Genomic DNA, 20,806 nt, shown 5'->3' on the forward strand with positions numbered 1-20,806 from the left:
ATGTTCTCTATACCTGCCTATCCTGTCATATCCGCAACCAGTTTGTGTTTGCTGCTCTCAGCACCCACACTGGCAGCACAGCCTGCTGCGGGTGGTATTAGTCTGAACCAGACACGAGTGATATTTTTATCCACGGATAAAGCACAAACCCTGGCAGTGAAAAATACCGGTAAGCAGAGTTACCTGATTCAAAGCCGGGTACAACGAACACCTGGGGATATTACCGCAGCGCCATTCATCGTGACGCCACCGGTTTTTCCACTTAAGCCTGATAATCGCCAGTTGCTGCGTATTATACCGCAGGGCACTCCCCTGCCCGCAGACCGGGAGTCTCTGTTCTATCTTGCGGTATTAGCCATACCCGCTCAACCCAGTCAAAACATTCCCTTGGCACGATTGTCTATGGGGGTTCGCTTTGTTATCAAACTGTTTTATCGCCCGGCAGACCTCAAAATGGCACCTGACAGTACCCTCTGTAACCTGCGGTTAAGCCATGGCGTTAATGAAGTTCGTGTTGAGAACCCTACCCCTTATTTTCAGACGTTTGGGCACCTGAAATTTAACAATATTCCAGTCAATCTGGATGTACAACCATCAATGCTGGCCCCCTTGAGTACGCAGAATTACCCGGCTCAGGGGCGAGTAACACAGGTTGAATGGCAGACTATCACCGACTACGGGGGATTATCCATCCCGTGCAGACAGACTGTCTCATCTACACAGGGAACACCGTGATGAACTCTTTATTTTGCTGGCGTTCTGTCAGTTGGCTGCTTTGCCTGTTGGCGGTTTGCGCTAGCGCCACTCACGCGCAAACAGCACCTGCCAACCCACAGGGGATTTCTTTCTATGTGCTGCGCGTGGTTTATATGGAGAGTGACCGAAAAGGTGTCACTTTGACGGCCAACAATACGGCTTCGTTGCCCTATCTGATGCAGTCCTGGATACAACCTGTTGATCCTCTAACCGGCAATGTGGCTATGACAAGTGAAGGGCATCCGACCATGCCGTTTATTGTCACGCCACCGCTAGCTCGCCTGGAAGCCAACAGTGAACTGACATTGCGTATCCGGCGTAACAGTGAGCCGTTACCGACTGACCGTGAGTCCGTATTTTTTATCTCAATGAAGGCAATTCCCGCCCAGAGAGCACCTGATAAGCAAAAACCAAATGAACAGATGGTGCTGACGGTCATCAGCAATATGAAAGTATTTTACCGCCCGGAAGGGTTGGTTAAACGAGCCGTTGAGGACATGTCCCCCAAGTTGCAATTCCGCCGTGAAGGGAACCAGTTGCTTGTAGAGAACCCGACCCCCTATTGGCTGACATTTTCACACTTAAAGGTAGGTACGGTGGCCTTAGACAAAGCACAGCTGCGCCTGATGGTTCCCCCTAAAGGTCAACAACGTTATCCCCTACCTGATAGTGCTTTGGGCAACGTGACATGGAAACTGATTGATGAAGACGGTTGGAGTACTCCAGCCGAGCAGCGCCCCCTGTAGGCTTTTCTGAAGTGGTACATGGAAAAGTGACACCTTGGCTTTCGTTATGGACGCGATAATCAATGACAACACGACATACTGACTTCACATTATTGCCAGTGCTGGCTGGAGCGACTTTATTGGTAAGTGGTACCCCTGCCGTAGCCCGAGACTATTTTGATCCAGGGCTGCTTTCTCTGGGGGGCACCAGCGCGGCCACAGTCGACCTGACTTCCTTTGAAACATCAGGAAAAACACCGCCAGGCACCTATACTGTCTCCCTGTTTATCAACCAGATAGACCAAGGGCAGCACACAATAGACTTTACCGCAGATACTCATGGGAGTATTCAGCCCCAGCTCACGCCTGATTTCCTGCACAAGCTGGGTGTCAACACCCAGGTTTTGCCCACCTTTGCAGGGTTACCGCCGAGCAAGCCCGTCAAAGATCTTGCCACTCTCATCCCAGAGTCGAAAACCCAGTTTGACTTTGCTCAACTTCGCTTAGACCTCAGTGTTCCGCAGGTGGCGATGCAGCCTAATGCTCAGGGCCAGATTGACCCGGCCTTGTGGGATGATGGCGTACCGGCACTGATGTTCAACTATAACCTGAGCGGGGGGCGCAACTGGCAGGATGGGCAAACGGGTATCGAAAAGAGCACCCAAACGAATCTGTTTGCCAACGTGCAAGGCGGGGCCAACTTGCAGGCATGGCGTCTGCGCAGCAACATGTTTTATATGCGTAACACCCTCAACCCAAGCAATATGGCTACGCAAACTACCCAAAGTACACAGTTTAGCAATACCTTCTTGCAGCGCGATATCAAACCCTGGCACGCCGAAGTTTTGGCTGGGGAAAACAGCACTGAAAACGATGTGTTTGACAGTATCCCGTTTCGCGGGGTCAAGCTCAATTCCAGTGACGATATGTTGCCCAACAGCCTGCGTGGCTTTGCGCCGATCATCAGCGGCATTGCCCAGACCAACGCCCGTGTAACGGTGAGTCAGAACGGTAATATCGTCTATCAGACTTATGTTGCGCCAGGGCCATTCCGCATCAATGACCTGTTCCAGACGGGGCAAGCCGGTGACCTGGTTCTGACCATTAACGAATCGGATGGCACTGTACGTACCCAGGCATTGGCCTTCTCATCCTTACCAGTGATGCGGCGGCAAGGCAGCCTGAAATATGAAGTCACTGCCGGGCGCTACCACGGTGGTATCACAGTCGATTCGCAAAAGGCAGACTTTATCCTGGGTACGGCTATTTACGGCCTGCCTCATGATATCACCCTGTATGGCGGCACGCTTTTAGCCAAAGAGTATACCTCTGCCGTTGCTGGCAGCGGTTTCTCTCTGGGTAGTTTCGGCGCCCTGTCTGCGGATATCACGGCCTCCAACGCCAAATTGCATGGGCAAGACTCTTATCAGCGAGGTTATTCTTACCGGCTGCGCTATTCCAAAAGTATGTTAACTACTGGCACGGCGGTGGATCTGACGGCCTACCGTTATTCTACTCGCCACTATTACAGTTTTGCCGACTTTAACAACCTCGGCTTCCAACTCAACGAAGGGCAAGTGCCTTGGGCCTTGGAACGCCAGCGTTCTAATTTCCAGATACGGCTCAGTCAACAGTTGAATTCATGGGGCTCACTGTATCTGTCCGCCTCGCGTAACGACTTCTGGGGCAATAACAAGGTCGTCAACACGGTATCCGCCGGTTACAACGGCAGTTATCGCGGCGTGAGCTATGGCTTGGCCTACAGTGTTGATCGAACAAAAGGGGATAGCGGTTGGCCAGAGAACCGGCAGCTATCGCTGAACGTACAGGTGCCACTGAGTCTGTTTAGTCCGTCATCGCTCCTGAATAACGCATATGCCAGTTACCAGATGACCCACGATAATCACGGACAAGTGCAACAACAAATCGGGGTTAACGGTAGTGCATTGGATAGCCGCCTTTCTTATAGCCTGATGCAAGGTTGGTCCAATGGTCAGGATCACAGTAGCAGCACGTTGAACGCTGGCTATTATGGCAGCAAAGGAATGGCCAGCATGGGCTATAGCTACAACCGCCAAAACCGTTCACTGAACATGAACGGTAGCGGTGGCATCGTCGTGCACCCGCAAGGAGTGACGTTCAGCCAGATGCTGGGCAACTCGATAGCTATCGTGAGTGCCCCTGGTTCCAAAGGCACCAGCGTCATGCACGGCAACATACAGACAGACAGCCGCGGCTATGCGGTGGTGCCCTACCTGTCGAGTTATCAACTCAACAACGTTGGCCTGAACCCGGCCACTTTGCCAGATGATGTGGACGTAACGCAGTCCAGCCTGAACGTTTACCCAACCAAAGGGGCCGTGGTGATGGCCAACTTTGCCACACGCATAGGCTATCAGGTGCTGCTGACACTGTTGCAAGGGGACAAAACTCCGGTGCCGTTCGGGGCGCTGGTCACCATAGAGAACAAAGCAGCCAATGAGCCCAATACTGGGATTGTAGGAGAAGCCGGGCAAGTATATCTGAGTGGGTTGCCGGAGCAAGGGAAGCTGAAAGTGAGCTGGGGCAAAGAGGCAAACCAACAGTGCCTGACCGCTTTCAACCTGAAGAATGCAGCGGCTCCATCAGCCAACAACCCGGTACATATGCTGACACTGCTCTGCCAGGGGAAATAAACACAAGGCTGCGAGCAGCACCACAGAACGCGAGAACAGGAAGATAAAGACCATGGAAAGAATATGTATACTCACGTCATTTCGCCAAAGTAAGCATAAGCGTGGCGCTCTGCATTTACTGGCAACGTTGACTTTATTGTTTATGTCTACACCATCATTCTCTGCAACCACGGTTATCACCATCGGTAAAAATAGCGGGATAGTATGGGAAGGGGAGCCGTTTAATGTAAGTGTGAGCGGTAAGTTTTTCCGCAGTAGTCGCCTGAATCCTCCTAATGGAATGCTGTCAATATCCGACATACCAACAACATGTATGACCCGTAGTGGCAAGATGGAGCCTATTGGGGGTTATTTGGCATACCCAATCGTTAATGATCCAATCCATGGGTATACCGTAGGGATAATGCCCAGAGCTATCGGGTCCGCAACTTACTACCTGCTTGGTATGACTGCACCGGAAACTCTAACCGGTACATTAGGGTTCCCCGAAACGAAAGGGAGAACAAACACCGGGTATGAGGTGAGTAGTCCATTTCCTTATGCTAGTTCAACAAAAGAGTGGTGCCTGCCTCCACGCCATGACTATATAGAAAATTTTTATGACACGAGCAAGCTGCGAAACATTAACATATCTGGAACCTGGATGATGGTCGCCAGTGGTAGGCAAAGCACCCTAGAGATTAAGCTCCCGCCTATGTATGCCGGGAGCTTTCAGGCTGGCGAGGCAGGTGGGGATTTTTCTGCAAACATTTTCCCAAGTAATATCACACTGCGCATATCCACCTTAGAGTGCACCATCGCCACCACCACCACTGTTAACTTTGGTAGCGTGCAACGTAATACTCAAGCTGGAAGCGAACTGGCGCGTTTATCCTATCCGCTCACCGTTGCCTGCTCGCAAGACTCAGACCGGATTGATGCCAATATCAACGTCCAGTTTCGCGCCATCAGCGGCCATTATGATGCAACACCTACTCGCTTGGCACTGACCCAGGGTGGTGGCTATATTACCGGGGAAATCGATAACGGCGTGACGGGCAGTGGTGCTTGTAACGCAACCACTGGCATTCCGTTTGATGCTACTACCCAGCTCAAAGTGGGCAATATCAGAAGTAGCGAGGCCACTAAAATAACCAATAATCAGCTGACCTGGCGCTTATGCTCTGGTGGAAGCAGTTTACCGCTTGGCCTCGTTGACGCTTCAACACAAATGCTGGTCACTTTTAACTAAATACAACCACAAGGCTCAGGTGCTATCACACAGCGCCTGAGCCTATGCACCCCAGCGCGGTACCCGCAGCCTAATCACCAACCCGCCCTGTTCACCGTTATGTGCTTCTACCTGCCCGCCATGCGCCAGCACCACTTTGCGAGCGATCGCCAACCCCAGCCCATACCCCTTGCCAGACAGCGCCGATTTCACCCGCACAAAGGGATCAAAAATGCTGGAAAGCTTCGACTCTTCTACCCCTGGCCCCTGATCGCTGACCTCAATCTGGAACAGTTGACCAGTATGAGTCAGTTCCACCGTGACCCGCTGCCCTTGGCCAGAAAACCGCAGCGCGTTGCGAACGATATTTTCTACCGCACGGCGCATCAATTCCGCATTGCCTTTCACCGTATACTCCACGTTTGAACTGGCCTGCAGCACGATCTCCACGCCGGGGATTTGCGCCTCGTAGCGCGCATCGTTCACTACCGCCTCTACCAACCCATAGAGATCAAAATACTCCTCATCTGGCAGGCTATTACTCTCGGCACGCGATAAGGTCAGCAGTTCACCGATCATTTTGTCCAGACGGCCCGCTTCATGCTCAATGCGTTGCAGTGAATTTTCCACGTTATCAGGGTTTTGCCGCCCCAAGCCGATCGCCAGTTGTAAACGCGCCAATGGTGAGCGTAGCTCATGGGAAACGTCATGCAGCAGTTGTTCACGGGCGCTGACCAGCAGTTCCAACCGTTCCACCATGGTATCGAAATCGCACGCCACCTCGGAAAGCTCATCATGCCGCCGCCGCATTGCCGGGAATAACCGCACCGCCAAATCACCCTGTGCCACCCGCTCAAAACCGGCGCGCAGTTGGCGCATCGGGCGCGTCAGGCTCCAGGCCAGCACTGCGCTGAACAGCAACCCACCCAAAGCACCCACCCACAGAAATGGAGCGGGGATATTGAGAAAACGCCAACGCTTGGCAGGGCGATACTCTGCCCGCAGCCCTTCAAGGTCATAACTCAACACATAGCCTTGGTTATCGGCCCCCATCACCCATGCAACTACCTTTGGCAGTAGCCGCCCCGCCTCTGCACTTTCCGCCGCATCCTCTGTCGGTGGCTGTGCCATCAGAGCCACGCTGAAGAAACGACGATCGTCCGGCGGCCAAGCAGCCACCATGGCATTCAGCGCTGGCATACCACCGCTTTGCAGCACGCTGGCCGCAGAGGTCATTTGCAGGCTGACAATACGCCGGGCCATGCTGGTTTCCGGTGGCTCATGGCGATTGCCATAAAAAGTGAAGGTGACCCACAACGCCTGGGTCATGATGATAAACGTCAGCCAAAAGCCGAGCAGGATTTTCCAGAACAGTCTTCCACGCATAGGCTTCACCTGATGCGGTAACCGATACTGCGCACCGTTTCGATGCTCAACAGGTTACCGGTCAACGCACCCAGCTTTTGGCGGATGTTGCTGATATGAACATCAACGCTGCGATCGTAGGCTTCGCGTTGGCGCCCCAGCCCTTTCTGCGAAAGCTCGTCTTTAGAAACCACCCGCTCTGGCGCGCGCAGCAGCAGCTCCAACAAATTGAACTCCGATGCCGTAAGGTCAAACACCTTTCCCTGCCATTCCGTGCTGCGGGTGGAAGGGTTCAGCGTCAGTTCGCCAAATACCAACGCTAAATCCTTATCCACCGCTTCCGGTTGCTCTTCAAAACGGCGCAGCACCGCGCGCAGGCGTGCCACCAGTTCACGCGGATAGCACGGTTTGGGCACATAATCGTCAGCCCCCATCTCCAAACCAATCACCCGATCAATATTATCACCCTTGGCGGTCAGCATGATGATCGGCAGGCGGCTCTTTCTGCGCACTTCACGCAGCACATCGATACCGCTCATATCCGGCAGCATAATGTCGAGGATCATCGCGGTATAATCACCGGAAAACGCCCCTGCGACTCCGGCCCTGCCGGTCAGCACCAGAGTCGCGTTGAATCCTTCAGCGGTCAGATATTCGCTCAGCATGGTGCCCAATTCAAGATCGTCGTCAACCAACAAAATTTTCATGCCTAACTCCTTCACTGATTTAAGTCATTCTCCCGCTGATTGATTCATGGCGCAGCCGGTTTTACTTAATCCTTACATATCACACAGCGATATCAATATACCGACAGTAGGGAAGAGGCATTAGTCAAACACGCCGGTGGAAAGGTAACGATCGCCGCGATCGCAAATAATCGCCACAATCACGCTGCCGGGGTTGGCCGCTGCGATACGCAACGCGCCAGCCACGGCGCCGCCGGAACTGACGCCGCAGAAGATCCCCTCGCGCTGCGCCAGTTGGCGCATGGTCTGTTCAGCGGTGCTTTGGCTCATATCCAACACCTGATCCACTAACTCTGGGCGGAAAATACCCGGCAGGTAGGCCGCTGGCCAACGGCGAATGCCCGGAATGCTGCTGCCTTCGGCCGGTTGCAGGCCGATGATGTTGACCTGCGGATTTTGGCTTTTCAGGTAACCACCAACGCCGGTAATGGTGCCGGTGGTGCCCATGCTGGAAACAAAATGGGTAATACGGCCCGCCGTTTGCTGCCAGATTTCCGGGCCGGTGGTGGTGAAATGGGCGTAGGGATTATCCAGATTATTAAACTGATCCAGCACCTTGCCCTGCCCTTGCTGCTGCATCTCCAGCGCCAGATCGCGTGCCCCTTCCATCCCCTGTTCACGGCTGACCAGGATCAGCTCGGCACCGTAAGCACGCATCGCCGCCTGGCGTTCCATGCTCATGTTTTCCGGCATCAGCAACTTTAGGGTATAACCTTTCATCGCGGCAATCATCGCTAGCGCAATGCCGGTGTTGCCGCTGGTTGCCTCGATCAGCGTATCACCCGGCGTGATCTCACCGCGCAGTTCCGCCTGTTGGATCATTGCCAGCGCGGCGCGATCTTTAACCGAACCTGCCGGATTATTACCTTCCAGCTTGACCCAGACTTCTGCGCTCAGCCCTTCAGCCAATCGTTGCAGTTTTACTAACGGTGTATTCCCGATGCATTGTTCCAGCGTGGTCACAATCGTTGCCTGTTTGTAATGTCAAAAGGCAACCCCAAGGTTGCCTTAAATACGAATAATAGGGGGTTAAAAACTATCAGGCGCTTTTCGCTAACGCAACTGGTTGTAACAATTGTTCACCCGCATACAGGCGCGCGTTCAGGCTGCCAACATAGTAACGGCCGCCGCGAGTAGGTGCCGTATTGTCTTCCGACAATACCACGCTGATTGGTTCCTGATGCCAGCCGATCGGCTGCACGGTCAGTTGCCAGAAGTGGCCGCGCGGGCTGACTTCCAGCACCTGCACCGGTAACGGGCAACGGGCACTGCTTTCGGTGCTAATCTCCATCTCCCACGGGCGCAGGAACAGATCGACACGGCCCTGGTGCATCGGCTGGAATGACAGCGGCCACTGGTGGGCGCCCACAAACAGCTGCGAACCGCGGATTTCGCCGTTCAGGCGGTTAACTTCGCCCATAAACTCCAGCACGAAACGGGTTGCTGGTTCACGCATGATCTCGATCGGTGAACCCACCTGTTCGATATTGCCCTGGCTCATCACCACGATACGATCGGCCACTTCCATTGCCTCTTCCTGATCGTGAGTAACGAACACGCTGGTGAACTTTAACTCTTCATGCAGTTGACGCAGCCAGCGGCGCAGTTCTTTACGCACCTGGGCATCCAGCGCGCCAAAGGGTTCATCCAGCAGCAGGATTTGCGGTTCCACCGCCAGCGCCCGCGCCAACGCCACGCGCTGTTTCTGGCCACCAGAAAGTTGCGAAGGATAGCGGTTAGCCAGATGGCCCAATTGCACCATCTCCAGCAGTTGTTCCACTTTCTGTTTGATCGCTGCGGCGTTCGGGCGCTCACGGCGCGGCAGCACGCTCAGGCCAAAAGCGATATTGTCGAATACCGTCATATGGCGGAACAGCGCGTAATGCTGGAACACGAAACCGACGCGACGATCGCGCGCATGTACGCGGCTGACGTCGGTACCGTGAAAACCCAGCTTGCCGCCGCTCTGGCTTTCCAGCCCAGCGATAATCCGCAGCAGGGTGGTTTTACCAGAGCCCGATGGCCCCAGCAGCGCCACCATTTCACCAGAAGGAATATCGAGCGAGATATCGTTCAATACCTTGGTACGACCGAAAAATTTGTTGATACCGTTGATCTCAATGCTCATGATTTTCCTCCCGCTCAAGACGTGCGTTCTGGCGCGCTAAGCGCCATTGCAAACCGCTTTTCAGAAATAAGGTCACTATGGCCATCAGGGTCAACAGTGCGGCGGCGGTAAAGGCCCCGGCGGTGTTGTAATCCTGATGCAGTAATTCAACTTGCAGCGGCAAAGTGTAGGTTTCACCGCGAATCGAACCGGAAACCACCGACACCGCACCAAACTCACCAATGGCGCGCGCATTGGTCAGCACCACGCCGTACAGCAGCGCCCAGCGGATGTTCGGCAGCGTGACGCGGCGGAACATCTGCCAGCCAGAAGCCCCCAGCAGCACAGCGGCTTCATCTTCCTGGCTGCCCTGGCTCAACATCAGCGGCACCAGTTCACGCACCACAAACGGGCAGGTGACAAACACTGTTACCAGCACCATGCCCGGCCAGGCGAACATCAGTTGGATGTTATGCGCATCCAACCAACCGCCGATCGGCCCATTGGTGCCGTAAAACAGCAGATACAGCAGCCCCGCCACCACAGGCGACACGGCAAATGGCATATCGAACAGCGTCAGCAGCAATTGGCGGCCAGGGAAGGTAAAACGCGTTACCAGCCAGGCCAGTAGGGTGCCGAACACCAGATTGACCGGCACGGTAATCAGCGCCACCAGCACCGTCAGCCAGATCGCATGCAGCATGTCTGGATTGGACAGGTTCTGCCACACCGCCCCTGCGCCAGAGGAAAATGCCTCGATGAAAATCACCACCATCGGCACTACCAGCAGCAGGACGGAGAACAGCACACCGATGGCGATCAGCGTCCATTTTCCCCAATTGACTCGCGGGCGCTCTACGCCATGAAAGGCGGTAATATCAGCCATCAGTGCCCTCCAATACGGCGGCCAAAGCGGCTCTGCAAAGTGTTAATCGCAAACAGCAGCAGCAAAGACGCCGCCAGGATCACCGAGGCGATAGCGCTGGCCGCTGGGTAATCAAACTCCTGCAAGCGGACAAAAATCATCAATGAGGTCACTTCGGTCTTCCAGGCGATGTTACCGGCGATAAAGATCACCGCGCCAAACTCGCCCAGGCTGCGGGTAAACGACAGCGCCGTGCCGGCCAGCAGCGCCGGGGCTACTTCCGGCAGCACTACGCGGCGGAAACTCTGCCAGCGGCCTGCTCCCAGCGTTTCGGCCGCCTCTTCGTATTCCGGCCCCAACTCTTCCAGCACCGGTTGCACGGTGCGCACCACGAACGGAATGCTGGTGAACGCCATCGCTACCGCGATGCCAAGCCAGGTGAAGGACACCTTGATGTCAAACTGCGCCAGCCACTGCCCGTACCAGCCGGTAGTGGAGAACAGCCCAGCCAGCGTCAGGCCAGCCACCGCCGTAGGCAGCGCGAAAGGCAGATCCATCAGACCATCCAGCAAAGAACGGCCAGGAAATTGATAACGGGTAAGGATCCAGGCCATCAGCATGCCGAACAATGCATTGAAAATACTGGCCACGCCCGCCGCCAGCAGCGTCACTTTATAGGCGGCTACCACCTGCGGATTGGTGATTACTTCCCAGTATTGCGCCAGGCTCATCTGCGCCAGTTGCATCACCAGCGCGCTGAGTGGTAACAGCAAAATCAGGCAGGTATAGAGCAGGCTGCTGCCCAAACTGAGGGTGAAACCGGGCAGAACCCGTTTGCTGGACAACGCCAACATTACTTATGCCCTGCCGCTAGCAGTTGATCCAGCTCGCCACCGGTCGCGAAGTGTGTGCTCATCACCTGCGGCCAACTGCCGAACTGCTCTTCCACGCGGAACAGTTTGGTCTGCGGGAACTGGCCTTTTGCTGCATCCATCGCTTTCTGGTCATAGACGCGGTAATAGAAACTGGTGATCACCTGCTGAGCCGCCGGGCTATAGAGATAGTTCAGGTAATCTTTCGCCGCCTGCTCGGTGCCGTTTTTCTCAACGTTTTTATCCACCCAGGCCACCGGGAATTCCGCCAGAATGTCCACTGGCGGGACGATCACCTCATATTTGTCTTCACCGTACTGCTTGCGGATATTGTTCACTTCCGACTCGAAGCTGATCAGCACATCACCCAAACCGCGCTCAACGAACGTAGTGGTCGCGCCACGGCCGCCGGTATCAAACACCACCACGTTTTTCAGCAAACGGGTCATAAAGGCGCGGGTTTTAGCCTGATCGTTACCCTCCGCCTGGCTGGCTGCGCCCCAGGCGGCCAAATAGGTATAACGGCCATTGCCAGAGGTTTTCGGATTAGGGAAGACCAGTTGCACATCATCACGCACCAGATCGTTCCAGGTGTGAATACCTTTCGGGTTACCCTTGTGTACCAGGAACGCCATGGTGGAATAGAACGGTGAGCTGTTATTCGGCAAGCGCTGCTGCCAGTCGGCCGGGATCAGCTTGCCGCGATCGTGCAGGATCTGCACATCGGTAACCTGGTTATAGGTCACCACGTCGGCCTTAAGCCCCTGAAGGATCGCCAGCGCCTGTTTGGAAGAACCGGCGTGGGATTGTTTGATCGTCAGTTTGTCGTTCGGATGCTGTTGATTCCATTGCTGTTCAAAGCCAGGATTCAGCGCGGCAAACAATTCACGGGAAACGTCGTAAGAGCTGTTGAGCAATTCAGTTGCAGAAAGGTTACCGCTGGCCAATAACAACGCCGCCAGACCTCCTTTCAGCACACTATTTTTATATTTCATTCTGCACCTTATCACTCAGTCAAACCGCTGGGCTTTCGCCCTGATGCTGACCAGTGTATTTATAACTCGATGCAGAGCTGTAACGCTTTTATATACCGTTTAGTGATTTTCAAGCATCAAATGCTCTAAGGCAGGAAGGGAGCGGTTTTGCCGTGGGGGAAAGAAAAGCAGGGCCAGCGTGGCTGACCCAGGCAAGGCATCAGAGCGACAGCAGGCGCGTCAACGACGGTGCAAAGTAATAACTGCCGGTCACCGCACGGCTGAAACGCAGCAAGGCATCGTGTTTGCCATCCAGCTCACCAAACATGCTCAGCAGTTGCTGTTCAATATTGTGCAGGCGTGCGCAGTAGGCAATAAAGTACAGGCCATGCTTGCCGCTGGCGGTGCCGTAAGGCAGGCTCTGGCGCAGGATTTTCAGCCCTTTGCCCTCTTCTTTCAGATCGACACGGCTAACGTGCGACGTCTCTGGCCGCTGCTCCGGCGGCAGTTCCTCGCTGTCATGCTTGGTACGGCCAATGATCTGCTCCTGCTGCTCGGTGGTGAAACGCTGCCATTGGCGCAGGTTATGCTCATAGCGCTGCACCAGCACATAGCTGCCGCCTGCGTCTTCTTCATCTTCACCGATCACCGCCACCACCGGGCGCTGTTCACCCTGTGGGTTTTCAGTGCCGTCGATAAAGCCGCTCAGATCGCGATCTTCCACCCAGCGGAAACCGTGAGTTTCTTCTTCAACGCGAATGGTATTGCCAAAGGCTGCCAGCGCCGCCTGCGCCAAAGAGAAATTAACGTCATGGCGCAGAGATTGAATATGGATCAGCAAATCGCGCTGGGTAGCCGGTGCCAGACCCTTGCCCAGTGGCGTAAAAGACTTCAGTTCTTTAGCACCCTGGCCGTTGGAAAGGTCGTGCCAAACGTCAGCGCCAAAAGCAATCACCGCACCCAGATGGGCATCTGGGAACTGCTGCTGCAACTCGCTAAGCGACTGGCAGAATTGCTTGCACCCCTGACGCAAATCGGCGAATTCGCCCTGAACCATGGCTTCGATAAAAATGCCAAAACGGCAATGTTCCAGCAGGATCCCGCTCTGAACCTGTGTCATGTAGTTATCCTCAATACCTGAATCGGGTAACAGGTTCGCGTTCAACGCGTAGGTTGCCTGTTACAAACGCGCATTATCTTAGCGTATGCGAATAAAATTACCTTAGCTGAGCGCAAAGAATAAAGCGGGATTTGACGCGAAAAAACGCGGATGCCGCCGAGAGAGCACCCGCTGGAGAATTACTGTGCTTTGGCGTGCCAGATGATTTTACTCACTGTCCAGTTCTGCAACGTGTCATCAGGTGGAATGATGTCCTGTGGGCCAGCCCACTTACCACTGAAGATATAGGTGACGTAGCGGCTCTGCTCAGCCACACATTCCACGTTACCGGCATCCTCACCTTCACCCGGTTTACAGGAGCCATAGGCCTTGCTGAACAGATCGCTGAATGGCGTGCCCAGCTTGCTGCCCCATTCGGTGGCAACGTTAGGATCCATCACGTCGACGCGCTGCGCATAGCCTTTTTGCTCACCGGTAATCACCAGTTTCACATTGTCGCCATCCAACGCCTGATAATAGGCAATGATCCGGCCGTTGCTGGTCGCCATGCCGCCGCGCATGCGGTAGTTGTTGTTCAGACCTTCGCCAAGCGCGCTTTCTGTCATTGAGGTACCGGCATTAATACCGCCAACGCCTTTGCCGCTGACTTCCACGCTGCCACCGAACCAGTTGAACGGCGACAGGCTGGACCAGGAGAAATCGTTCAAGGTCGAACAGCCGGTCAGTAGCAGCGGTAGCCCTAACAGCAGTGGGCGAATATTCATCTTATAGCTCCTTAACATCAAACACATCGGCCACTTCAGCCTCTCATAACTGCCTGGACGACGCCATTGGTTGCGAGCTTGGAGTGCGTAAATTGGGAAAAGTGCCGCAAAAACAGCAATTAGTCCAGTTCTTCCGCTGGCATAAAACAGGCTTTCAGGCGTTGATTCAGCAGCAGATAACCCAACGCTAACGCATCCAGCAGCACCAACACCAAATCCAGCGGTGGTTCATTACCGCCCTGTAGCCACAGGCTGTAGAGCGACCCGAGCAAAGCGGCCACCAGAGAAAACGCCAGTACCCAGCGCCAGCAACGCCACAAGCGCGGCCAGTGCTGGCGGCGGCCAACAATCAGGAAAGCCAGAGCCGCTGGCAGGCCCAGCAAAATACCGTACCAAAAACGCTGGGTATCGGGATAAAACAGTTGCAGCAGCCCTGTTCCCTGATCGCGCGAAGCCCCCGCCATCACAAACAATATCCAGGTGCGGGCCTGCAATATCAATACGCCCCAAAACCATAGGGGGAGGCGCAATACGCCATGCTGATCGTAATCGTCCGGCGAAAACCGGTGTGATGAATCCTTCAAACGCCATTCCTTGCTGATGCCATAATTATTCATACAAATGGCGACAGCGCTGACCATTTTCAATCTCCGGCTTAAGAAGCTCTTAAGATCCTTATGGTTTAATCCTCACTATCAAACAAGCAGCCTGATGAGTAAGGCTATTGATTCTCATGAAAGATAAGGAAAACACCGATGAAAAAAATCACTTTGGCACTCTTAATCGCCCTGTGCAGCGCACCGGTTTTGGCACAGCAGGGTGGCTTCCTCGACCCAAACGCCCCACAGGCCCAGACGCAAAACAGCCAGCAAGGCGGTTTCTCCGGCCCTAGTGCCACGCTGACCACCGTGGATAAGGTAAAATCGATGAGCGACGATACCTGGGTGATGTTGCAAGGCAGCATTGAACAGCGCGTGGGTGATGATACCTATACCTTCCGCGATGCCACCGGCACCCTGACGGTCGAGATCGATAAAAAACGCTGGGGCGGCCAAACCATCACCCCGAAAGACAAAGTACAGTTGGAAGGGAAAGTGGATAAAGAGTGGAGCAGCGTAGAAGTCGATGTGAAGAACATCAAAAAGCTGCCATAACCGATAACTTGGGGCGGTGTGATTCACCGCCCTGATGTCTAATATTCCTGATCTTCAATCAGCCGTTTGCCCAGGCTGGTAATACCCTGGATCTCATAGCCCAGCTTTTCATACATCTCGATCACAGCGTCATTATCTTCACGCACCATCAGTTGAATTTTCGGGCAACCGCGCGCAATCAGCTTTTTCTCCAACCGGTTAATCAGCGCATTGGCAATACCGCGGCCACGGTAATCCGGGTGAACCCCCAGATAATACGCCGAGCCACGGTGGCCATCGTAGCCCCCCATCACCGAACCCACCACTTCGCCGCCCACTTCTGCCACCAGGAACAGGTCTGGATCGTGATTCAGTTTGCGTTCGATATCCATTTCAGGATCGTTCCATGGCCGCAGCAGATCACAACGCTCCCACAGGGTGATGACCTCTTCAAAGTCGTCTTGCCGAAATACGCGAATTTCCATTAGATAAGCGCCGTTATAAAAAGAGTTACTCTGATTATACTCAAAGTCGTTAGCATTGCAGCCGCCCCCCTACAACTTCAAGTCATAAGAGGATGCGTATATACTTAGCGCCCTGTTCCGCCATCCGTTGCGAATAACCTGTATGAGTTTACCCACCATTGCCGCAGTAAAATCCTTTCTGCTGGCGCTGCAAGATCACCTTTGTGAACAATTGGCTCAGGCCGACGGCAGCGCAGGCTTTCATGAAGACCGTTGGGAGCGCCAAGAAGGCGGCGGTGGCCGCAGCCGGGTGCTGACCAACGGAGCGGTATTTGAGCAGGCCGGGGTAAACTTCTCCCACGTTTCTGGTGCCGCGCTGCCCGCCTCTGCTACCGCCCATCGCCCTGAACTGGCCGGGCGCAGCTTCCAGGCGATGGGGGTTTCGCTGGTGATCCATCCGCTCAGCCCTTACATCCCCACCAGCCACGCCAACGTGCGGTTCTTTATTGCCGAAAAACCGGGTGAAGAGCCGGTCTGGTGGTTCGGCGGCGGTTTCGATCTGACGCCGTTCTATGGTTTTGCAGAAGATGCCATCCACTGGCACCGCACGGCGCAGCAGCTTTGTGCGCCATTCGGTAACGATGTTTACCCGAAATACAAAAAGTGGTGCGACGACTATTTCTTTATCAAACACCGCAACGAAGCGCGCGGCATTGGTGGCCTGTTCTTTGACGATCTGAACACCCCAGACTTTGACCGCTGTTTCGCCTTTACCCGCGCGGTGGGTGAAGGATTCTTGGACGCCTATCTGCCGATTGTGGCAAAGCGCAAAGTATTGCCCTGGGGCGAAAGCCAGCGCCAGTTCCAGCTTTACCGCCGTGGCCGCTATGTGGAATTCAATCTGGTGTGGGATCGCGGTACGCTGTTCGGGCTGCAAACCGGCGGCCGCACCGAATCGATTTTGATGTCCATGCCGCCGCTGGTGCGCTGGGAATACAACTACCAACCGGAAGCAGGCAGCGCGGAAGCCGCACTGTATCGCGATTTCCTGCCGGTGCGCGACTGGTTGCAGGAGCAAAAATAATGCAGATTTGGGTCGATGCAGATGCCTGTCCGAACGTGATTAAAGAAGTGCTGTTCCGCGCCGCAGATCGTGCCGCCATGCCGGTCACGCTGGTGGCCAACCAGCCGTTGCGCACACCGCCGTCTAAATTCATCCGCACCTTGCAGGTTGCTGCGGGTTTTGACGTGGCGGATAACGAAATTGTGCGCCGTTGCGAGCCAAACGATCTGGTGATCACCGCCGATATACCACTGGCGGCCGAGGTGATAGAAAAAGGGGCGATCGCGCTGAATCCACGCGGTGAACGCTACACGCCAGATACCATCCGCGAACGCCTGAATATGCGTGACTTTATGGATACTCTGCGTTCCAGCGGCATCCAGACCGGTGGGCCAAATACCTTAAACCAGCGCGATCGCCAGCAGTTCGCCAACGAACTGGATAAGTGGCTACAGCAGGCGAAACGGGCGCAATAAAAACACAAAACGCCCCCTGCTGCCACGGCAACAGGGGGCGTTTATCTCAGCCTTATAACGGCTCAGTCTGCGCTTCTACCACCGCCAGCGCCACCATGTTGACGATGCGGCGCACAGAAGCGATCGGCGTCAGAATATGCACCGGTTTGGCCACCCCCATCAGTACCGGCCCTACGGTGACCCCTTCAGAAGAGGAAACCCGCAGCAGGTTATAGCTGATACGCGCCGCTTCCATATTCGGCATAATCAGCACGTTGGCAGATCCTTTCAACGGGCTATCCGGCATCAGATCGTGACGAATGCTTTCCACCAGCGCCGCATCACCGTGCATTTCACCGTCAATCTCCAATTCCGGTGCCATCTGATTCACCAATTCCAACGTTTTGCGCATCTTCTGCGCCGTTGGGCTATTGGAAGAACCAAAGCTGGAATGGGACAGCAGCGCCACCTTGGGTTCAATGCCGAAGCGGCGCACGGTTTGCGCAGCCATCACGGCGATTTCTGCCAACTGTTCCGGCGTCGGATCGTCGTTAACGTAGGTATCGGCAATAAAGGTGTTGCCGCTCGGCAGCAGCAAAGCGTTCATGGCCCCAGCCACGTGTACCCCTTTGCGGAAACCGAACACCTTTTCCACCACCTGATAATGCTCATGGTAGCTGCCGATGGTGCCACAAATCATCGCATCGGCTTCACCCCGGTGCAGCATGATGGCAGCGATCAGCGTCGGATTGCCGATCACCGCACGGCGTGCCTGCTCCTGCGAAACGCCACGGCGCTTCATGATCTGGTAGTACTCACCCCAGTACTCCTTGAAGCGCGGATCGGATTCGTTGTTCACCACTTCGAAATCCTTGCCCGGCGTCATTTGCAGGCCCAGTTTCTTCAGGCGCTTTTCAATCACGCTCGGGCGACCAACCAGAATCGGATACGCCAACCCCTGCGATACCAGCTCCTGCGTGGCATGCAGTACGCGCTCCTCTTCCCCTTCCGCCAGCACCACACGTTTCATCTCTTTCTTCGCCTGGGAGAAGATTGGCTTCATAAACAGGTTGGTTTTGTAGACGAACTCGCTCAATTTCTCGACGTAGGCATCAAAATCTTCAATCGGACGCGTCGCCACGCCGGAATCCATCGCTGCTTTGGCCACCGCCGGGGCAATCTTCACAATCAGGCGCGGATCGAAAGGTTTGGGAATGATGTATTCCGGGCCGAAGGAGAGATCTTGCCCGCCATAGGCCGAAGCCACCACATCGCTCTGCTCTGCCAGCGCCAGATCGGCGATCGCATGCACACAGGCCAGCTTCATCTCTTCGTTGATAGTGGTCGCGCCCACATCCAGCGCACCGCGGAAGATGAACGGGAAGCACAGCACGTTGTTAACCTGGTTCGGGTAGTCAGAACGGCCGGTACAGATAATCGCATCTGGACGCACCGCTTTAGCCAGCGGCGGCAGGATCTCCGGTTCCGGGTTAGCCAGCGCCATGATCAGCGGATCTCTGGCCATGGTTTTCACCATCTCCGGCGTCAATACTCCAGGGCCGGAGCAGCCGAGGAACATATCGGCATTGGGGATGGCATCCCCCAGCGTGCGCTGGCCGTTGTCTTCGATCGCGTAGGCCGCTTTGGTTTCCTCCATATGAGCGTCACGACCTTTGTAGATCACCCCTTTGGAGTCACAAACGGTAATATTCTGCTTGCGCAGCCCCAGCGCCACCAGCAGGTTTAGGCAGGCAATCGACGCCGCGCCCGCACCGGAGACTACCAGCCGCACGTCAGAGATATTCTTTTTCACCACCCGCAGGCCGTTCAGCGCGGCGGCAGTGGTAATAATCGCGGTGCCGTGCTGATCGTCGTGGAATACCGGAATTTTCATGCGTTCGCGCAGTTTTTTCTCAATGTAGAAACATTCCGGCGCTTTGATATCTTCCAGGTTAATCCCGCCGAAGGTCGGCTCCAGCGAGGCAATGATGTCGATCAGTTTGTCAGGATCAAGTTCATCAACTTCGATATCGAACACGTCAATACCGGAAAACTTCTTAAACAGAACACCTTTGCCTTCCATCACCGGTTTACCGGCCAGTGCGCCGATATTCCCTAAGCCCAGCACCGCAGTGCCGTTGGAGATCACCGCCACCAGGTTACCGCGCGCGGTATATTTATAGGCGGCGAGCGGATCGGCCGCAATTTCCAAACAAGGTGCAGCCACGCCCGGCGAATAGGCCAAGGCCAGATCGCGCTGCGTTGCCAGCGGTTTGGTCGGTGATACCTGAATCTTCCCTGGAACAGGAAACTGATGGAAATCAAGAGCACTCTGTTTGAGCTGTTCGTCCATTATGGGTTCCTTTACTTGCTGCTTTTTATGTTGAGGTAAGACGTTAACGCTGAACCAGTATAGTGAGAGAATCGTCACAAACTTTGAACCGTGCCATAACCTTGATTGAAACTCGCAAATAAAAACTAAAAAGGCATTTCATTGGATGAAAAAGCAGCACATCTCTACAGCAGCAGTATCAATTCGCCCCCCGACTCAACCATTCATGCCGGGTAATCTTTAAATGACAGTTGGAAATGCGGCCCGTCTTTCAACGTTCTCCACTCACCGCCCCATTCAACGTTAATGCCACACTCCTGCGCAGCCCGGCGCACCGCCACCGCAATTTGGGCATAGTAATCCCATTCCCAGGACACCACCCCCGCGGGCATGGCCACCACGTCCACCGCATGCCCGGTCAGGTGGCGACTTTTCAGCGTCTGGCTTTTGCCCTCACGCAGCAGATCGCGCTGACGGGCCAGGGTACGCAAGCCTTCAGTAATAGAAAATGGCACCAGTGAGTAACACAGTGCCAAGCGCATCACCCGTACCAAATCAGGATGTACGCCGGTTAATTTTTTCTCACTATGAGTAGTAAATTGCACCTCAGAAATTTCATTTATCATGTTTAAACCCCGTTTTTTTTCCAATGAATTTTTTAATTAAATCACCGAGGTAATCTGCTCCAAGAAAACCAATTAATACGCTGGCAATATTGGCCCATTTCAATTCGAACCCCATCAATGACAACAGATCGCGCATCGTCAATGCCAATAACGCACAGATACCTGCATTTAATAAGCGCCTTCGCAGCCTCATATTTTGGTAAGCGCCTTTTAATAGCGCCATTGAACCAGCCAAAATGGCATTCACGATCGGTTGAATAAATTCAAAAAACCGCTGAATGATTAAGCCAACAGCGTCTGGCTCTAAGCTGGACATAGCTTCCCTCCATTTTTTATTAAAAACACTACAACACTGATATCATTAAGCGATAATGAGAATCTAATTAAATAGCCTACAGCAAAGCAAGCGAATTAAACTTTAAGATATCGTCAAAATCATTCACCTTATTTACTTCACTTCAGCATTTCAGTTCAATAATTATATTGCGGGCAATCGCTTTGTCGTATTCTTTTGAATGCTCGATATTTCACCGGGCAAAACTATAAAATAATGC

At 54.3% G+C, this 20,806-nt stretch carries 21 protein-coding genes; 7 read left to right on the plus strand and 14 right to left on the minus strand.

What is annotated here, in order from left to right; translation table 11 throughout:
- From ACX9GT_RS17605 to ACX9GT_RS17620, 4 genes are all read left to right on the plus strand, one after another.
- Positions 1-735, plus strand: a complete 735-nt coding sequence (locus ACX9GT_RS17605; RefSeq protein ID WP_473187982.1) for a fimbrial biogenesis chaperone — start codon at positions 1-3, stop codon at positions 733-735.
- Positions 735-1,502: a fimbrial biogenesis chaperone gene (locus tag ACX9GT_RS17610; protein ID WP_473187983.1), complete on the plus strand. Its 768-nt coding sequence runs from the start codon at positions 735-737 to the stop codon at positions 1,500-1,502. Before ACX9GT_RS17605 ends, ACX9GT_RS17610 begins: the two co-directional genes overlap by 1 nt.
- Positions 1,503-1,564: 62 nt before the next feature.
- The gene (locus tag ACX9GT_RS17615) at positions 1,565-4,156 is read left to right on the plus strand and encodes a fimbria/pilus outer membrane usher protein (protein ID WP_473187984.1); all 2,592 of its coding nucleotides are present in this window, start codon (positions 1,565-1,567) and stop codon (positions 4,154-4,156) included.
- A 52-nt stretch (positions 4,157-4,208) separates the two neighbouring features.
- Positions 4,209-5,387 carry a hypothetical protein gene (locus ACX9GT_RS17620; RefSeq protein WP_473187985.1) on the plus strand — a complete coding sequence of 393 codons (1,179 nt, stop codon included), beginning with the start codon at positions 4,209-4,211 and terminating at the stop codon, positions 5,385-5,387.
- 42 nt (positions 5,388-5,429) lie between these two features.
- On the opposite strand, the gene ACX9GT_RS17625 is transcribed toward ACX9GT_RS17620, so the two are convergent.
- From ACX9GT_RS17625 to ACX9GT_RS17670, 10 genes are all read right to left on the minus strand, one after another.
- Complete coding sequence (locus tag ACX9GT_RS17625) at positions 5,430-6,752, minus strand: ATP-binding protein (protein WP_473187986.1); 1,323 nt, start codon at positions 6,750-6,752, stop codon at positions 5,430-5,432.
- A 5-nt stretch (positions 6,753-6,757) separates the two neighbouring features.
- The gene (locus ACX9GT_RS17630) at positions 6,758-7,438 is read right to left on the minus strand and encodes a response regulator transcription factor (protein ID WP_473187987.1); all 681 of its coding nucleotides are present in this window, start codon (positions 7,436-7,438) and stop codon (positions 6,758-6,760) included.
- A gap of 120 nt (positions 7,439-7,558) precedes the next feature.
- Entirely contained in the window at positions 7,559-8,440 is an 882-nt protein-coding gene (gene cysM / locus ACX9GT_RS17635) for a cysteine synthase CysM (RefSeq protein WP_473187988.1), read from the minus strand.
- A gap of 76 nt (positions 8,441-8,516) precedes the next feature.
- Positions 8,517-9,605, minus strand: a complete 1,089-nt coding sequence (gene cysA, locus ACX9GT_RS17640; RefSeq protein ID WP_473187989.1) for a sulfate/thiosulfate ABC transporter ATP-binding protein CysA — start codon at positions 9,603-9,605, stop codon at positions 8,517-8,519.
- Positions 9,595-10,470 (minus strand): sulfate/thiosulfate ABC transporter permease CysW, encoded by an 876-nt coding sequence (cysW, locus tag ACX9GT_RS17645; protein WP_473187990.1) that lies wholly within the window; start codon positions 10,468-10,470, stop codon positions 9,595-9,597. Before cysW ends, cysA begins: the two co-directional genes overlap by 11 nt.
- A complete protein-coding gene (gene cysT / locus ACX9GT_RS17650) occupies positions 10,470-11,303 on the minus strand; it encodes a sulfate/thiosulfate ABC transporter permease CysT (RefSeq protein WP_473187991.1) in 834 nt (277 codons plus the stop codon). Before cysT ends, cysW begins: the two co-directional genes overlap by 1 nt.
- On the minus strand, positions 11,303-12,316 hold the full coding sequence (locus ACX9GT_RS17655) for a sulfate ABC transporter substrate-binding protein (RefSeq protein ID WP_473187992.1): 1,014 nt from the start codon (positions 12,314-12,316) through the stop codon (positions 11,303-11,305). Before ACX9GT_RS17655 ends, cysT begins: the two co-directional genes overlap by 1 nt.
- 199 nt (positions 12,317-12,515) lie before the next feature.
- On the minus strand, positions 12,516-13,415 hold the full coding sequence (locus ACX9GT_RS17660) for a Dyp-type peroxidase (protein WP_473187993.1): 900 nt from the start codon (positions 13,413-13,415) through the stop codon (positions 12,516-12,518).
- Between the two features lie 179 nt (positions 13,416-13,594).
- On the minus strand, positions 13,595-14,179 hold the full coding sequence (locus ACX9GT_RS17665; RefSeq protein WP_473187994.1) for an RpoE-regulated lipoprotein: 585 nt from the start codon (positions 14,177-14,179) through the stop codon (positions 13,595-13,597).
- Between the two features lie 119 nt (positions 14,180-14,298).
- On the minus strand, positions 14,299-14,763 hold the full coding sequence (locus ACX9GT_RS17670) for a DUF2919 domain-containing protein (RefSeq protein ID WP_473191624.1): 465 nt from the start codon (positions 14,761-14,763) through the stop codon (positions 14,299-14,301).
- Positions 14,764-14,934: 171 nt separating this feature from the next.
- Between ACX9GT_RS17670 and ACX9GT_RS17675 the strand changes: the two genes are divergently transcribed.
- Positions 14,935-15,333, plus strand: a complete 399-nt coding sequence (locus ACX9GT_RS17675) for a YgiW/YdeI family stress tolerance OB fold protein (protein ID WP_473187995.1) — start codon at positions 14,935-14,937, stop codon at positions 15,331-15,333.
- Between the two features lie 38 nt (positions 15,334-15,371).
- Here the strand turns inward: ACX9GT_RS17675 and ACX9GT_RS17680 are convergent, their stop codons facing one another.
- Positions 15,372-15,797 carry a GNAT family acetyltransferase gene (locus ACX9GT_RS17680; RefSeq protein WP_459401817.1) on the minus strand — a complete coding sequence of 142 codons (426 nt, stop codon included), beginning with the start codon at positions 15,795-15,797 and terminating at the stop codon, positions 15,372-15,374.
- Between the two features lie 142 nt (positions 15,798-15,939).
- On the opposite strand from ACX9GT_RS17680, the gene hemF reads away from it, so the two are divergent.
- Together hemF and ACX9GT_RS17690 are read left to right on the plus strand one after the other, a co-directional pair.
- Positions 15,940-16,860: an oxygen-dependent coproporphyrinogen oxidase gene (hemF, locus tag ACX9GT_RS17685; RefSeq protein ID WP_473187996.1), complete on the plus strand. Its 921-nt coding sequence runs from the start codon at positions 15,940-15,942 to the stop codon at positions 16,858-16,860.
- The gene (locus tag ACX9GT_RS17690) at positions 16,860-17,315 is read left to right on the plus strand and encodes a YaiI/YqxD family protein (RefSeq protein ID WP_459401820.1); all 456 of its coding nucleotides are present in this window, start codon (positions 16,860-16,862) and stop codon (positions 17,313-17,315) included. The genes hemF and ACX9GT_RS17690 overlap by 1 nt, the downstream gene beginning before the upstream one ends.
- Positions 17,316-17,367: 52 nt before the next feature.
- On the opposite strand, the gene maeB is transcribed toward ACX9GT_RS17690, so the two are convergent.
- The 3 genes from maeB to ACX9GT_RS17705 all read right to left on the minus strand — a co-directional run bounded on the left by maeB (position 17,368) and on the right by ACX9GT_RS17705 (position 20,568).
- Positions 17,368-19,647 carry an NADP-dependent oxaloacetate-decarboxylating malate dehydrogenase gene (maeB, locus tag ACX9GT_RS17695; RefSeq protein WP_473187997.1) on the minus strand — a complete coding sequence of 760 codons (2,280 nt, stop codon included), beginning with the start codon at positions 19,645-19,647 and terminating at the stop codon, positions 17,368-17,370.
- 203 nt (positions 19,648-19,850) lie between these two features.
- Positions 19,851-20,231 carry an L-Ala D-Glu endopeptidase ChiX gene (chiX, locus tag ACX9GT_RS17700; protein ID WP_473191625.1) on the minus strand — a complete coding sequence of 127 codons (381 nt, stop codon included), beginning with the start codon at positions 20,229-20,231 and terminating at the stop codon, positions 19,851-19,853.
- Between the two features lie 10 nt (positions 20,232-20,241).
- The gene (locus tag ACX9GT_RS17705) at positions 20,242-20,568 is read right to left on the minus strand and encodes a phage holin, lambda family (protein ID WP_473187998.1); all 327 of its coding nucleotides are present in this window, start codon (positions 20,566-20,568) and stop codon (positions 20,242-20,244) included.
- Positions 20,569-20,806: the final 238 nt, after the last annotated feature.

The sequence above is a fragment of the Serratia sp. YWN4 genome (assembly GCF_055790845.1).